Origin of the sequence: Streptomyces sp. NPDC014676, assembly GCF_043084105.1 — a bacterium.
In the GTDB taxonomy this organism is placed as follows: Bacteria; Actinomycetota; Actinomycetes; order Streptomycetales; family Streptomycetaceae; genus Streptomyces.
Genome location: NZ_JBIBZI010000010.1, coordinates 74,966 through 88,890 on the forward strand (window position 1 = coordinate 74,966; position 13,925 = coordinate 88,890).

Below are 13,925 nucleotides of genomic sequence, written 5' to 3' on the forward strand. Positions count from 1 at the left end.
GTTGCTGCCGGGTGAACCGTCATCGCACCGCGAGGATCACAGCACTGACGAAGCATCAGCTGTGTGCGAAGCCTGGACAGCCGTCGGGCGGCGTGTTGTCATTCCGCTGCACACCGGATTTCCAACGTTGGAATAAAGGGACGGCCGAGCGGACGGCCACCTCTGTTTCGTCCTGGCCCCATGCCCTCTGCGCGAGGAAAGGTTCGATGACAAGACAACTCACCCGCCCGAGATCCAGATCGTGGGCGTTGCTGACCGTGACCGCTCTGGCCCTGTCCACGGGCGCGCTGGCCCCCGTCGCGTCGGCCGCCGTGCCGACCGCCGGAGTGTCCGCCGGCTCGACCGCCGCCGACGCCGATGTCGTGGTGCACGGCCTGAAGGGCGAATACTTCAGCATGTCGGCACCGGGCGCCCGGGACTTCGCCGAACTCGGCGGCACCCTGCTGGAGCCGCAGATCAACTTCTCCGGACTGACCGGCACCTTCGAGGAGCTGACCGGGCGGACGGAGCACACCACCGCTCGCTGGACCGGGCAGATCGAGGCACCGGAGACCGGTGACTACACCTTCCACGCCATCGGCGACAACGGCTTCCGGCTCTTCATCGACGACGAACCCGTCATCGACCACTGGGTGGGTGACTGGGACAAGGAGCAGACCAGCGCGGCGATCAAGCTGACCGCGGGCGAGAAGCACGACTTCCGTATGGAGATGTTCCAGGACGTCGGCGGCGCCAACATGTTCCTGCGCTGGTCGACGCCCACGATGCCCAAGCAGCTCGTGCCGACGACGGCGTTCACCCCGCCCGCCGGCTTCGAGGTCTTCCCCGTGGAGCCGACCGTCACCGAGGACGGCCGGAAGCTGCGCGCCCGGTTCGAGGGCCCGGTGGGCGACCTCGCCGAGGTGGCCGGCCACCTCAAGATCGAAGCCGATACGACCGCCATGCCGGTCACGTCGGTGGCGGCCGCCCCCGGCGACCCCAACTCCCTCCTGATCACGCTCTCCGAGCCGATCCAGAAGAACCAGCAGGTCCGGTTCACCTACGACGGCGAGGGCGGCCTCACGGCCGGCGGCAAGGCCGTTCCCCGTATCGTCCGTTACGCCGTGAACACCTCCACCCACCGCATCACCACCCCGTGGGGCGACAAGGTCGACAAGAACCACCCGCTGCCGGAGTACCCCCGCCCGCAGCAGGTCCGCTCCCGGTGGAAGAACCTCAACGGACCCTGGCAGTTCAGCGGCGCCGAGGCCGGTGAACAGCCGGTCTTCGGCAAGGACCTGGACGAGAAGATCATCGTGCCGTTCCCGGTCGAGTCGCAGCTCTCCGGGCTCGAGCGGCACGAGGACCACATGTTCTACCGCAGGCTCGTGGACGTGCCGAGGAGCTGGAAGGTCGGCAAGAGCGGCAAGGACAACCGGCTCAAGCTCAACTTCGGTGCCGTCGACTACCAGGCCACCGTCTACGTCAACGGCCGGAAGGTCGCCGACCACACCGGCGGCTACAACGCCTTCAGCGCCGACATCACCGACGCGATCAAGGGCCGGGGCAAGCAGGAGATCGTCGTCGCGGTCACCGACACCGGCGGCGCCAACCAGCCGATGGGCAAGCAGTCCACCAACCCCGGTGGCATCTTCTACACCCAGTCGTCCGGCATCTGGCAGACCGTCTGGATGGAGCCCGTCGCCAACGCCGCGATCGACAACATCGTCACCACGCCCGACATCGACACCGGCACCCTCGCCGTGACCGTCGAGTCCAAGGACGCCTCCCGGCACGCCCGTGTCGAGGCCGTCGCCCGCGACGCCCGCGGCAAGGCCGTCGGCCGGGTCAGCGGACCGGCCAACAGCAAGCTGAACCTGCGCGTGGCCAAGCAGCACCTGTGGAGCCCGGACGACCCCTACCTCTACGACCTCGACGTCAAGCTGAAGGACGGCAGGTCCACCGACAAGGTCGGCAGCTACTTCGGCATGCGCGAGATCGGCATCAAGGAGGTCGGCGGCTACCGGAAGCTGGTCCTCAACGGCAAGCCCGTCTTCTCCCTGGCCACCCTCGACCAGGGCTTCTGGCCCGACGGCCTCTACACCGCGCCCAGCGACGACGCGCTCGCCTTCGACCTGGAAGCGCACAAGAAGCTCGGCTTCAACGCGGTCCGCAAGCACATCAAGGTGGAGTCCCCGCGCTGGTTCTACCACGCGGACAAGCTCGGCCTGCTGGTCTGGCAGGACTTCGTCTCCGGGAACCTCACCGACGAGACCGGACAGAAGGCCTTCGTCGACCAGGGCCGCGAGATGATGCGCCAGCACCACAACGCGCCCTCCGTCATCGGCTGGATCGTCTTCAACGAGGGCTGGGGCGAGTGGAACCGCGAGGAGACCGGCAAGATCGCCGAGTCGGTGAAGGCCGCCGACCCGTCCCGCGTCGTCAACACCCACAGTGGCGTCAACTGCTGCAACTCCAAGGGTGACTCCGGCACCGGCGACATCATCGACCACCACGACTACAACAACGACGACGCGCCCTTCCCGGACCACCGGGCGGCCATGGACGGCGAGCACGGCGGCTTCACGCTGCGCACCCCGGGCCACATGTGGCCGGGCACGCCGACCGTGATCTACAGCGGTGTCACCGACAAGGCGGCACTGACCCGCAAGTACGTCGAGAACACCGAGAAGTTCTACCTCGACCAGGCCGGCGCCGAACTCTCCGGATCGGTGTACACCCAGATCACCGACCTGGAGAACGAACTCAACGGCCTGTACACCTACGACCGCCGCGAGATCAAGGTCGATCCGGCCCCGATCCGCGAGATCAACCGCAAGGTCATCGCGGCCGGCGCCGCGGCCGGCGACCGCGAGCCCCTCAAGGGCGGCGGCTCCTGGTCCCTCGACGAGGGCACCGGCACCACCGCGAAGGACGACGGCCCCAACAACAAGCCGCTCACCCTGAGCGAGGGCACCGCCTGGACGGACGGAGTCAGCGGCAGCGCCCTGACGTTCGACGGCCGGGGACAGTTCGCCCAGACCGAAGGCCCCGTGGTCGACACCACCGGCAGCTACACGGTCTCCGCCTGGGTCACCCTCGACTCCCTGCCCGGCAACTACGCCACCGCCGTCAGCCAGGACGGACGCCGCCAGGCCAGCCCGTTCTACCTGCAGTACGGCCAGGGCGCGTTCGCCTTCAGCACGCCCGACGGACAGCGCGCACGGCTGGCGACCACGCCGGAGACCGGCCGCTGGTACCACCTCGTCGGCGTACGCGACGACGCGACCAACCAGATCAAGCTGTACGTCGACGGCAAGCAGGTGGCGACCTCCACCGCCGGCCCCGCCTACGTCGCCACCGGACCCCTCGCCGTGGGCCGCGCCCAGTACAACGGTGAGAACACCGACTTCTGGGACGGCGCGGTGGACGAGGTCCACGCCTACGACAAGGCACTCACCGCCGAGGAGGTGAGCGCGCTCTACGACGGGGAGAAGAAGTAGCCCTGTCGACGGCGGGGTGGTGCGGGTGCCCATGGGTGCCCGCACCACCCCCGTTTTCATGGCGTCAGGGGGCCCAGGGGGCCTCCACCGCCCAGGTGGTGTCCTCGGTGAAGAGGGCGGGACTGTCCCAGGTGTGGGTCCCACCCGGGGTGGCCAGCCACAACTCGGCGTCGTAGTGGCGCAGATACTGCTCGGGGAAGTTGTAGGCCGACAGTCTCACCCCGCCGTTCGCGCCCCGGACGGGGCAGAAGGTGGCGTCGGCGCGGAACAGGTCGCCGCTGCCGCCCTCCTTGTACACGCGGTACTCCCGGTGGCGCAGATACTCGCCCGGGTAGTTCCGCGACTCGAACGAGTAGCAGCCGCTGTCGGCCAGACCGGGCACGATCCGCCAGGTGGCGTCGTTCTTCAGCAGCGCGTCGCTGCCGCCGGTGACGACCGCGGTGAACGCGGCGCCGTCCTGGTGCCGCACATAGCGGTCGGTGTAACCGGAGGTCGTCACCCGCAGCGACGTGTACTGGCCGGTGGGGAGGGTGACGGGTGCGGCCGACGAGCGTGAGGCGTCGATCAGGGCCCGGTTGGCGGCCCTGACCCTGGCCTCGTCGACCTTGACCACCTGGCGGTCGTAGGTGAGCAGGCCGTTGGCCTCGTTCTCGACGTCGGTGATCTCCGTGTAGACCGAGGCGGACAGCCCCCGGGGCATACGGACCTCACGGATGCCGTCCAGCAGACCGACGAACCGGTTGTTCAGGTGCGCGAGGTCCGGCTGGTCCTCGTAACTGAAGCCGCCGCCGGGGTACCACTCGTGGCCGGCCACCTTGAAGCCCAGCCCGCCGAACTCGCCGAGGACCGCGGCGCGGGTCGCGCTGGGCACCGTGGTGCCGGGGCCGACGTACACATGGTGGTCGACCACATCACCGTTGCCGCCGTCCACGGCCCCGCAGCAGTTGACGCCGCTCATGTTGTTCACCAGCCGGGACGGGTCGTACGCCTTGACCTCGTCGGCGACACGGGCCTGGTCGTACTGGCCCCAGCCCTCGTTCTGGTTGACCCACATCACCAGGGACGGGGAGCTGCGGTGCTGGTCGATGACGCGGTCGTACTCGGCCTCCCACTGGGTGCGTGCCGCCGAGTCGGGGGTGCGGGTGTCCATGGCCGGCATGTCCTGCCACACCAGCAGTCCGAGCCGGTCGGCCCAGTAGAACCAGCGCTGCGGCTCGACCTTGATGTGCTTGCGGACCATGTTGAAGCCGAGGTCCTTGTGCTTCTGCAGGTCGTACCGGAGGGCGGCGTCGGTCGGCGCGGTGTAGATGCCGTCCGGCCAGTAGCCCTGGTCCAGGGTGCCCGTCTGGAAGACGAACTCGCCGTTCAGCACCGGGCGCAGCAGCCTGCCGACGCGGGCAAGACCGATGGAGCGCATCCCGGTGTAGCTGCCGACGGAGTCGACCGCCGTGCCACCGGAGAGCAGCTCCGCCTTCACGTCGTAGAGGAACGGGTCGTCCGGCGTCCACCGGCGCGCGTTCGGGACCGGGACGGTGAACTCACCGCCTGCGGGACCCGTGGCGGTGCCGATCGTGGTGCCGCCGGTGGAGACCGTGACGCGGGCCTGGTGGCCGCCGGTCCCGGCGCCTCGCACGGTGACCTTGAGACGGTTGCCGGTGAGGTCCGGCACCATGTCGAGGCGGGTGATGTGGGCTGCCGCTGTGGGTTCCAGCCACACCGTCTGCCAGATGCCGGACGCGGCGGTGTAGAAGATGCCACCACCCGGATGGGGTGTCACGTCGTTGATCCGCTGTTTGCCGACCGCCTGACCGCCGGTCTGTGTGGGGTCCCACACGGAGACGACGACGGTGTTCGTGCCGCCGTTCAGCAGGTCGGTGATGTCGTAGGAGAAGGAGTCGTAGCCGCCGCTGTGGGTGGCGCCGGCCTGCCGGTCGTTGACCCACACGGTGGTACGCCAGTCACTGGCCCCGAAGTTGAGCTGGACGCGGCGGCCGTTCCAGTTCGCGGGTACGGTGAAGGTGCGCTTGTACCAGAGCTTGTCGTTCTGGGTGATCCTGCGCTGGATGCCCGAGAGTGCGGACTCGGCCACGAAGGGCACCCGGATCTGCTCGGTGAACGAGGCGGGCCGGCCGGCGTCCGCCGCCGTGACGGCGAAGTCCCAGATGCCGTTGAGATTGGCCCAGTCGGGGCGGGTGAGCTGTGGACGGGGGTACTCGGGCAGCGGGTTGTCGACCGGGACCTGGCTGGTCCAGGGGGTGGTCATCGGCGCGGGTTTCGGAGTCCACGCCTGAGGCGCCTGAGGTGCCTGGGGTGCCGCCGCCGCGGTGCCGGAGACGGTGAGGACCGTCCCGGCGAGGAGGGCCAGCACCGCGAGCACGGTGGTGACCCAGCGCGCCCGCCGTCCGGACCGGGGGAGGGGCAGGGGTGGCGCGGGTGTTCGACGCATCGTCACTCCTTGGGAAGTGGGGGTGGGAGACGTGCGCGTGCGGAAACGGCCGGTCGCGCGATGGAGCGTGACCGGCCGCCTGGTACCCGGACGCGGCGGCGGGCGTCACAGGTGTGGGCCGCCGCCGCGTCCGGAGCTCTACAGGAGTTGCCGTCTGCGGCCGAGCCACGTCTGGGCGATGACGACGACGGCCAGGAAGGCGCCGCTGACGACCTGCTGGTAGGAGGAGTCCAGGGAACCGACCTGGTTGATGACGTTCTGGATCACCCTCAGCAGCAGCACACCGACCAGCGAGCCGCTGACATAGCCGAGCCCGCCGGTGAGCAGGGTGCCGCCGATGACGACGGCGGCGATGGCGTCCAGCTCCATGCCGTTGCCGAGGATGGTCACGCCGGAGGCGAGCCAGGCCGCGTTGAGCGCACCGGCCAGCCCCGCCAGCACCCCGGACAGCGTGTAGACCAGGATTTTCGTACGGGCCACCGGAGCGCCCATCAGCGCCGCCGCGTCCTCGTTGCCGCCGACCGCGTACACATGCTGACCGAAGCGCGTACGGCGCAGCACGACGGCTCCGGCGACGAACAGCGCCAGCGTGATCCACACGGGGTTGCCGACACCGAGGGTGGTGCCCTGACCGAGTTCGGCCAGGAACGAACCCTTGCCGATCAGATACGTCTCGGCGCCCTCGTCGGTGAGCGCCAGCATCAGACCGCGTGCGCCGAGCATGGCCGCCAGGGTGACGATGAACGGCGCCAGCCGGGAGCGGGCCACGAGCAGCCCGTTGACGACGCCGATCGCCCCGCACACCACCAGCGGCAGCAGCAGCGCCACCAGGGTGCCGTGCCGTGAACCCCAGGCCGCCAGGACCCCGCCCAGCGCGAACAGCGAGCCGACCGACAGGTCGATGCCCCCGGTGATGATCACAAAGGTCATGCCGAGCGCGACGATCGCCAGGAACGCCGAACTCGTCGCCATGTTGCCGACGTTGTCCCCGGTGGCGAAGGAGTCGAAGCTGAACGACGCCACCAGGGAGACGACCACCAGCACCGCCAGCGCGCCGTGCTGCTGGACCAGCGCGCTCACCCGCTCGGAGCGGGCGGGGCCCGCGGTCCCGCCGGCCGCCGACGGCTTCTCGTCGTCCGCCGGGGTCACCGGGGCGTCCGTCTTCGTGGCGGTCATCGCTTCCCCCGTCCCCGTGCCGCGTAGACCGCGGCGACGATCACTATGGCCTGCGCGATCTGGGTCCAGGAGGGCGGCAGATCGTGCTTGATGAGGGTGGCGGTGAGCAGCTGGATGAGGACGGCTCCCGCCACGGTGCCGGCGATGTTCACCCGGCCGCCGGTCAGCGGTGTCCCGCCGACCACGACGGCGGTGATGGCGGACAGCTCCATCAGGTTGCCCAGCGACGTCGGGTCACTGGCCTGGAGCCGCGCGGTGGCGAGGACGCCCGCCACGGCGGCGAGCAGCGCGCAGACGACGTACACCAGGATCAGCACCCGGCGCACCGGCAGTCCGGCGAGCTCCGCGGCCGGACGGCTGTCGCCGATGGCGAGGAGCTGCCGCCCGAAGGTGGTGCGGCGGACGACGAACGCCACCAGCACCGCCAGCACGGTGGCGATCAGGATCAGATACGGGATGCCCAGCATGTCGCCCGACCCCAGGGAGGCAAGCGAGGGATTGCGCAGGTCCTCCAGCTGCGGCAGCAGCACCAGGGCGACGCCCCGGCCGCCGACCATCAGCGCCAGCGTCGCCACGATCGGCTGCACCCCGACGAACGCCACCAGCGCTCCGTTGGCCAGTCCCACGACGGCGGCGAACACCGCCACCACGAGGAGGGCCGGCAGGAGTCCGTAGCCGAGGTAGAGGGCCGTCACGGAGGCCGCCAGGGCCATCACGGCACCGACCGACAGGTCGACGCCCTCGGTGCCGATGACCAGGGCCATGCCGAGCGCCACGATGATGACGGGGGCGACCTGCACGGCCTGGGTGCGGAAGTTCTCCGCGGACAGGAAGTGCGGGGTGATGGCGATGTTGACGACCAGCAGCAGCGCCACGCCGGCGTAGACGCCGTACGTCTGCAGCCACTGCAGGACGCGGGTCCTGTCCAGCGGGACGGTCTTGAGGGTGGCTTCAGCCATCGGTGGCCGTCCCCTCGACCGCGTCCTTCTCCGGGGCGTGCCCGGCGATGGTCCGCATCAGCTTGTCCTCGGTGACGTCGTCGCCGGTCAGTTCGCCGACGACCGCACCGTCCTTCAGTACGACCACGCGGTCGGACCCTTCGATCAGTTCCTCCAGATCGGAGGAGATGAGCAGGACGCCCAGGCCGTCCGCGGCCAGTTCGTCCACGAGTTTCTGCACCTCGGCCTTGGCGCCGACGTCGATGCCCCGGGTGGGCTCGTCCAGGAGCAGCACCTTCGGGTTCATCGCCAGCCAGCGGGCGAGCAGCACCTTCTGCTGGTTGCCGCCGGACAGCTCGCCGACCTTCTGCTGCGGCGAGGACGCCTTGATCCGCAGCCGCTCGATGAACGTGTCCACGATGCTGTCGACGCGCGCCTCGGAGACCAGGCCGAAGCGGGAGAGCCGGGGCAGCACGGCCAGCGAGATGTTCTCGCGCACCGACAGACCGGGCACGATGCCCTCGCTCTTGCGGTCCTCCGGCAGCAGGCTGATGCCCGCCCGGATGGCGGCGGGGGTGGAGCCGCCGCGCAGCGGGACCCCGGCCACCGTCACCCGGCCCGAACTCGTGCCGAGTGCACCGGAGATGGCTTTCGCGGTCTCGGTGCGTCCGGAGCCGAGCAGCCCGCCGAGACCGACGACCTCGCCGGGACGGATGCTCACCGACACCTCGTTCAGCTTGTGCGGGACCGTCAGCTCGACGGCCTCCAGCACCGGCCGGCTGCCGGTGGCGTGGTGGTCGCCGGTGAACTTCGTCAGGCCCTCCTCGCGGACCTCGCCCAGCTCCCGGCCCAGCATGGTGGAGACCAGGGAGAGCCGGTCGAGGTCGGCGAGCCGGCCGTGGTGGACGCGACGGCCGTCGCGCAGCACGGTGACCGTGTCGCACACGGCGTACAGCTCGTCGAGGCGGTGGCTGACGTAGACGACGGCGATCCCCTCGTCGCGCAGCCGGCGGATCACCGAGAACAGCGTCTCGACCTCCCGCGGCTCCAGCGACGAGGTCGGCTCGTCCATGATGACGATCCGGGCCTCGCTCGCCACGGCACGCGCCAGGGCGACCATCTGCTGCGCGCCGACCCCGAGGGTGCGCAGCGGCCGGCGGACGTCCACCCGGACGCCGTAGGCGCGCAGCGCCTCCTCGGCCTCCCGGTTCATGCGGGCGGAGTCCAGCAGGCCGAGACGGGTGCGCGGCTCACGGCCCAGGAAGAGGTTGCGGGCCACGCTCAGCAGCGGGATGAGGTTGACCTCTTGGTAGATGGTCGAGATCCCGGCCTTCTGGGCCTCCAGCGGCGTGCCGAAGGAGACCTCACGGCCCTGGAAAACGATGTCACCGGCGTCGGGCCGGTAGACCCCGGTGAGGAGTTTGATGAGGGTCGACTTGCCGGCGCCGTTCTCGCCGATCAGGGCGTGGACCTCACCGGGGTGCAGGGTCAGGTTCACGTCGTCCAGGGCCCGGACGCCGGGGAAGGACTTGCTCAGTCCGCGGACGGCGAGGACTTCGGCGGGGGGAGCCACCTGTGCCTCCAGGAAGAAAGGGGTGACGGACGGACAGGGGCCCGGAGACCGGGCCCCGCGACGGGATCAGTAGGCCTTGCCGAGGTCCTGCTCGGCGTTGTCCGCGGTGTAGGCGCTGTCCTGGATCACGATGTCCTGGGCGACTTCCTTGCCCTGGGTGAAGGTGTCCAGCGTCTGGAACGCCAGCGGGCCGAACCTCGGGTTGGACTCGACGACGCCGCTGATCCAGCCGTCGACGACGCCCTGGACGGCATTGCGCGTACCGTCGACCGTGATGATCTTGATGTCGCCGGCCTTCTTGCCCGCGCCCTTCAGCGCGGCGACCGCGCCGAGGCCCATCTCGTCGTTCTCCGCGTAGATGCCCTTGATGCCGGGCTTGGACTGGATGAGCTGCTCGGTGACCTGCTGGCCCTTCTCACGGGTGAAGTCACCGGTCTGCTCGAACACGACCTTCAGGCCGGGGGCCTTCTCGGCGACGCGTTCCTTGAAGCCCTTGGTGCGCTCGGTGGTGACGTTGTTCCCGGCCGAGCCCAGCAGGATGGCGACCTCGCCCTTGCCGCCGGTGGCCTCGATCATCTGGTCGGCGGCGCGGCGGCCCTGCTCGACGAAGTCCGAGGCGATGAAGGAGACGTAGTCCTTGCACGCCGTGGCGTTGATCTTCCGGTCGATGGTGACGATCGGGACCTTCTTCGCGGCGGCGGCCTGCAGCACCGGGTCCCAGCCGTCGGAGTTGAGCGGCGCGATCACCAGCAGGTCGACACCCTTGGCGAGCAGCGTCTGGACGTCGCTGATCTGCTTGGAGAACTGCGACTGGGCGTTGGCGGTCAGCAGCTTGACGCCTCTCTTGTCCGCCTCGTCCTTGATGGACTGCGTCTCCGCGATACGGAACGGGTTGGCCTCCTTCTCCGACTGGGAGAAGCCGACGGTGGCGCCCTTCAGGTCGAGCTTCTCGCCGCCGTAGGCGTCGATGGTGCACGTCTCGCTGCCCGGCTTCGGCGTGACGACCTTCTGCTCGGCGCCGGCGGCGGCCGCCGGGGACTTCTTGCCGCCCGACGCGTCGTCCTCCGACTTGGCGCAGGAGGTGACGGTCAGGGCCACGGCGGCGGCCAAGGCCACGACCACGGGACGGGCGAGAAGGTGAGAACGGTGAGTGGTGCGCTGCATGGTGACCCCGATCCAGGTGACGCCGAAAGGGAACTAGTAGGCGAAGGACGCGCAGATGTGGAGCTGCTCCCCCTGTGCGAAGCGGCGTCCGGTGCGCCGCAAGGAGGTTTTACATCGTTGGAAGGAGGCTGTAAACCCCTTGTGCACAAGGTGCGAGGGGACGCGGGGGCGTGAGCGGCACCGCAAGCGCATTCTGCGGAGAACGGGGTGTGCGCGCGGTCGGCCGTCGTGAAGTGGCCCCGGTGGGGGGCGGATTCACCGTACCCGCGGCACTCGCCCCCTCCGCGTTCCCTGGGGGCCCACGGGAACCGGGTGCGGAGGCGGACGTGTCACTCGCGCCGGTTCCCGCCGGGTGAGCGGGGACCGCATGGCCGGACGCCTGTCCCGGACGGGGCTGAGACCGGCTCGGACAGGCGCCGGCCTGTCCGGGGCAGCCGGCTGTCATCGCCGGTGAGGCCTCGGGCTCACCGGACCGGACCGGCCGCGCGCTGTCGCCGGACGGTCCGCGCGACAGCCGGCCGGGCGGACGGAAAGTGTCTTTGGGCCAAGCGGGAACGAGGAGGGCGACGTCCTTGTTCCCGCTTGGCCCGGAGGTGCTTCGCGGTGCCACGAGCGGCCGGGCGCGCCGGCCGGACACGGCCGCGGCGCGGCTTCCCGCGCGGCCGTGGACCGTGATGTCAGGAGCTCGCCGGCCTGCCCACCGTGCTCTCGCGTTCCACGAGCCGGTAGTCCGCCCAGACGCGCCGCGGCTCCGGCGCCCGGTCGCTGAGGCGGGCGAGTACCGACTCCACCGCCAGCCGGCCGATGGCGGCCTTGTCCGGCGACACGGACGTGAGCGTCACCGCCCCGAAGCGTCCCTCGATCACGTCGTCGAAGCCGACGACGGCGATGTCCTCCGGTACCCGCAGCCCCCGTTCGTGCAGCACCCGCATCGCCCCGATCGCCATCGGGTCGTTGTAGGCGAACACCGCGTCGGGCCGCCGTCCGCTGTCGAGGATGTGGTTCATGGCCAGTGCCCCGTCGGCGTGTCCCCAGCCGTCGGTGGCGGCGACGAGCCCCTCGTCGGACGACAGCCCCGCGGCGGTCAGTTCCTCGCGCCAGCCCCGCACGCGCAGTTGCGCGGGCTCGCTGCGTCCGCGCCGGGCCCCGATGAACGCCACCTCCCGGCGCCCGAGACCGATCAGGTGCCGGACGGCGGCGCGGGCCGCGGCCACGTTGTCGATGGCGATGTGGTCGTACGGCAGGTCGTAGTCCCGCTCGCCGAGCAGCACCAGCGGCACGTCCTCGGCGCGGTCGCGCAGGTCCTCGGTCTCCAGCTCGATGGGACTCAGGATGAGTCCGTCGATGACCCGGGCCCGGAAGCCCTGGCTCACCAGCAGCTCCTGCTCGCGCATGCCCCCGGTGTGGTCGAGCAGCACGATGTAGTCGTGCTCGGACGCGGCGTCGATGACGGAGGCGGCCAGTTCGGCGAAGTAGGGGTTCCCGAGTTCGGGCAGGGCGAGCGCGATGATGCCCGTACGCCCCTTCCTCAGATGCCTGGCGGCGAGGTTGGGCCGGTAACCGAGCGCGTCGATGGACCGCTGGACACGCTCACGCATGGCCGGGGTGACGTGCTGGTAGTTGTTCACCACGTTGGAGACGGTCTTGATGGAGACCCCCGCGTGCGCGGCGACGTCCTTGAGGCTGACCCGCACGGCAATCCCTTCGTGAGCGGCCCGCCCCGGTCGGTCGGTGCGGATGCGCGCCGTCACCACGAGCCGTGCGCCGAGCCGCTGGGTTCAAGTTTTACAACGTTATACATGCCGTCCCGTGACACTGACAAGGCGCGAACGAGGGCGTGTCGAGAACGGCCCACGGACCGCACCGGCCCGGCCGGCCCCCCGGACGCGGGCCCTGGGGGGCGCGAGGGGAGCGGATCTCCCGGCGGCACGCCGGCGGCGGGCCGTTCCGGTGGGGGAATCGCTCCGATCGGTGTCCCGCCGCCGGATCCGCCGACGGCATCCGTCCACCGGAGCGGCCCCGTGGCCATGGGCGGGCGGCCGTCGTCCGGACCGGGCCGGCCCGTCCCCTCAACCTCCCGAACTCTCCCGCACGATCAGCCGGTGCCCCGCCGTCTCGTCGACCGCCGGCCCGCCCGGCCCGTCCGCGTCGATACGGTCCAGCAGCAGCTCCACCGCCCGCCGCGCGATGCCCTGTTTGTCCGGGGCGACGGTGGTGACGGTGGGGATGCTGAACCGGGTGGCCTCGATGTCGTCGAACCCGACCACGTCCAGGTCCTTCGGCACCGTCCAGCCGTCCTCGTGCAGGGCCCGTATCGCACCCAACGCCAAGTGGTCGTTGAGGCAGAGCATCGCGTCCGGCCGCTCCGGCAGCCGCATGAGGGCACGGGCGGCGGCGGCCCCGTCGGCCCAGCGGAACGCGGGGACGGGAAGGACCAGTTCGTCGTGCGGTTCGACCCCGGCCGCGGCCAGGGCCTCCTGGTGTCCGACCGTGCGCAGCCGGCTGGTGTTCCGCGACCCGTGCGGGTCGCCGCCGATCACCGCGATGCGCCGGCGCCCCCGCGACAGCAGGTGCTCGGTCGCCTCGCGCGCCGCCGTCACGTTGTCGATCGCGACATGGTCGGCGCTGCCGGGCAGGTTGCACTCACCCAGCAGCACCAGCGGCAGCCGGGTGTCACGATCGGCCAGGTCGCGGGGGAGCAGGGCGAGCGGCGAGAGGATGACGCCGTCGGTGAACTGGGCGTCGAACCCCCGCACCGCGGCCAGTTCCTTCTCGTGCCGTCCGCCGGTCTCGACCAGCAGCGTGGTGCTGCCCCGGCGTTCGGTCTCCGCCATGACGTGCCGGGCCAGCTCGGCGAAATAGGCGACGTCCAGGTCCGGCACGGCCAGCGCGATCATGCCCGTACGGCCCCGGCGGAGCTGCCGTCCGGCGATGTTGACCCGGTAGCCGAGCGCGTCGATGGCCTCCCGCACCGCGGTCCGGGTCTGCTCGGAGACGTGCTCGTAGTCGTTGAGGACGTTCGACACGGTCTTCGCCGAGACGCCGGCGTACTCCGCGACGTCCTTGATCCTGGGCCTGCCCATGCTTCCCTTCTCGTCCCTCCCGCTGACGGGGGGATCGTAGTGGCAGCTCCGCCGGACGGGGCC

At 70.5% G+C, this 13,925-nt stretch carries 8 protein-coding genes; 1 reads left to right on the top strand and 7 read right to left on the bottom strand.

Annotated features, from left to right (window positions below):
• Positions 1-206 precede the first annotated feature (206 nt).
• Positions 207-3,482 carry a LamG-like jellyroll fold domain-containing protein gene (locus tag ACF1DX_RS26140; protein WP_391793574.1) on the top strand — a complete coding sequence of 1,092 codons (3,276 nt, stop codon included), beginning with the start codon at positions 207-209 and terminating at the stop codon, positions 3,480-3,482.
• 64 nt (positions 3,483-3,546) lie between these two features.
• On the opposite strand, the gene ACF1DX_RS26145 is transcribed toward ACF1DX_RS26140, so the two are convergent.
• From ACF1DX_RS26145 to ACF1DX_RS26175, 7 genes are all read right to left on the bottom strand, one after another.
• Complete coding sequence (locus ACF1DX_RS26145; RefSeq protein ID WP_391793575.1) at positions 3,547-5,928, bottom strand: AbfB domain-containing protein; 2,382 nt, start codon at positions 5,926-5,928, stop codon at positions 3,547-3,549.
• A 138-nt stretch (positions 5,929-6,066) separates the two neighbouring features.
• Positions 6,067-7,104, bottom strand: a complete 1,038-nt coding sequence (locus tag ACF1DX_RS26150) for an ABC transporter permease (RefSeq protein ID WP_391793576.1) — start codon at positions 7,102-7,104, stop codon at positions 6,067-6,069.
• Positions 7,101-8,063 (bottom strand): ABC transporter permease, encoded by a 963-nt coding sequence (locus ACF1DX_RS26155; protein ID WP_391793577.1) that lies wholly within the window; start codon positions 8,061-8,063, stop codon positions 7,101-7,103. The genes ACF1DX_RS26150 and ACF1DX_RS26155 overlap by 4 nt, the downstream gene beginning before the upstream one ends.
• Positions 8,056-9,615: a sugar ABC transporter ATP-binding protein gene (locus ACF1DX_RS26160; RefSeq protein WP_391793578.1), complete on the bottom strand. Its 1,560-nt coding sequence runs from the start codon at positions 9,613-9,615 to the stop codon at positions 8,056-8,058. Before ACF1DX_RS26160 ends, ACF1DX_RS26155 begins: the two co-directional genes overlap by 8 nt.
• 66 nt (positions 9,616-9,681) lie before the next feature.
• Positions 9,682-10,779, bottom strand: a complete 1,098-nt coding sequence (locus ACF1DX_RS26165) for an ABC transporter substrate-binding protein (RefSeq protein WP_391793579.1) — start codon at positions 10,777-10,779, stop codon at positions 9,682-9,684.
• Positions 10,780-11,456: 677 nt separating this feature from the next.
• On the bottom strand, positions 11,457-12,473 hold the full coding sequence (locus ACF1DX_RS26170) for a LacI family DNA-binding transcriptional regulator (protein ID WP_391793580.1): 1,017 nt from the start codon (positions 12,471-12,473) through the stop codon (positions 11,457-11,459).
• Positions 12,474-12,848: 375 nt separating this feature from the next.
• Positions 12,849-13,862, bottom strand: a complete 1,014-nt coding sequence (locus tag ACF1DX_RS26175) for a LacI family DNA-binding transcriptional regulator (protein ID WP_391793581.1) — start codon at positions 13,860-13,862, stop codon at positions 12,849-12,851.
• Positions 13,863-13,925 lie beyond the last annotated feature (63 nt).

Bases quoted from the DNA above. Each gene is read 5' to 3' on its own strand.
- ACF1DX_RS26140 (WP_391793574.1), top strand. From the start codon at position 207: ATGACAAGACAACTCACCCGCCCGAGATCCAGATCGTGGGCGTTGCTG.
- ACF1DX_RS26145 (WP_391793575.1), bottom strand. From the start codon at position 5,928: ATGCGTCGAACACCCGCGCCACCCCTGCCCCTCCCCCGGTCCGGACGG.
- ACF1DX_RS26150 (WP_391793576.1), bottom strand. From the start codon at position 7,104: ATGACCGCCACGAAGACGGACGCCCCGGTGACCCCGGCGGACGACGAG.
- ACF1DX_RS26155 (WP_391793577.1), bottom strand. From the start codon at position 8,063: ATGGCTGAAGCCACCCTCAAGACCGTCCCGCTGGACAGGACCCGCGTC.
- ACF1DX_RS26165 (WP_391793579.1), bottom strand. From the start codon at position 10,779: ATGCAGCGCACCACTCACCGTTCTCACCTTCTCGCCCGTCCCGTGGTC.
- ACF1DX_RS26175 (WP_391793581.1), bottom strand. From the start codon at position 13,862: ATGGGCAGGCCCAGGATCAAGGACGTCGCGGAGTACGCCGGCGTCTCG.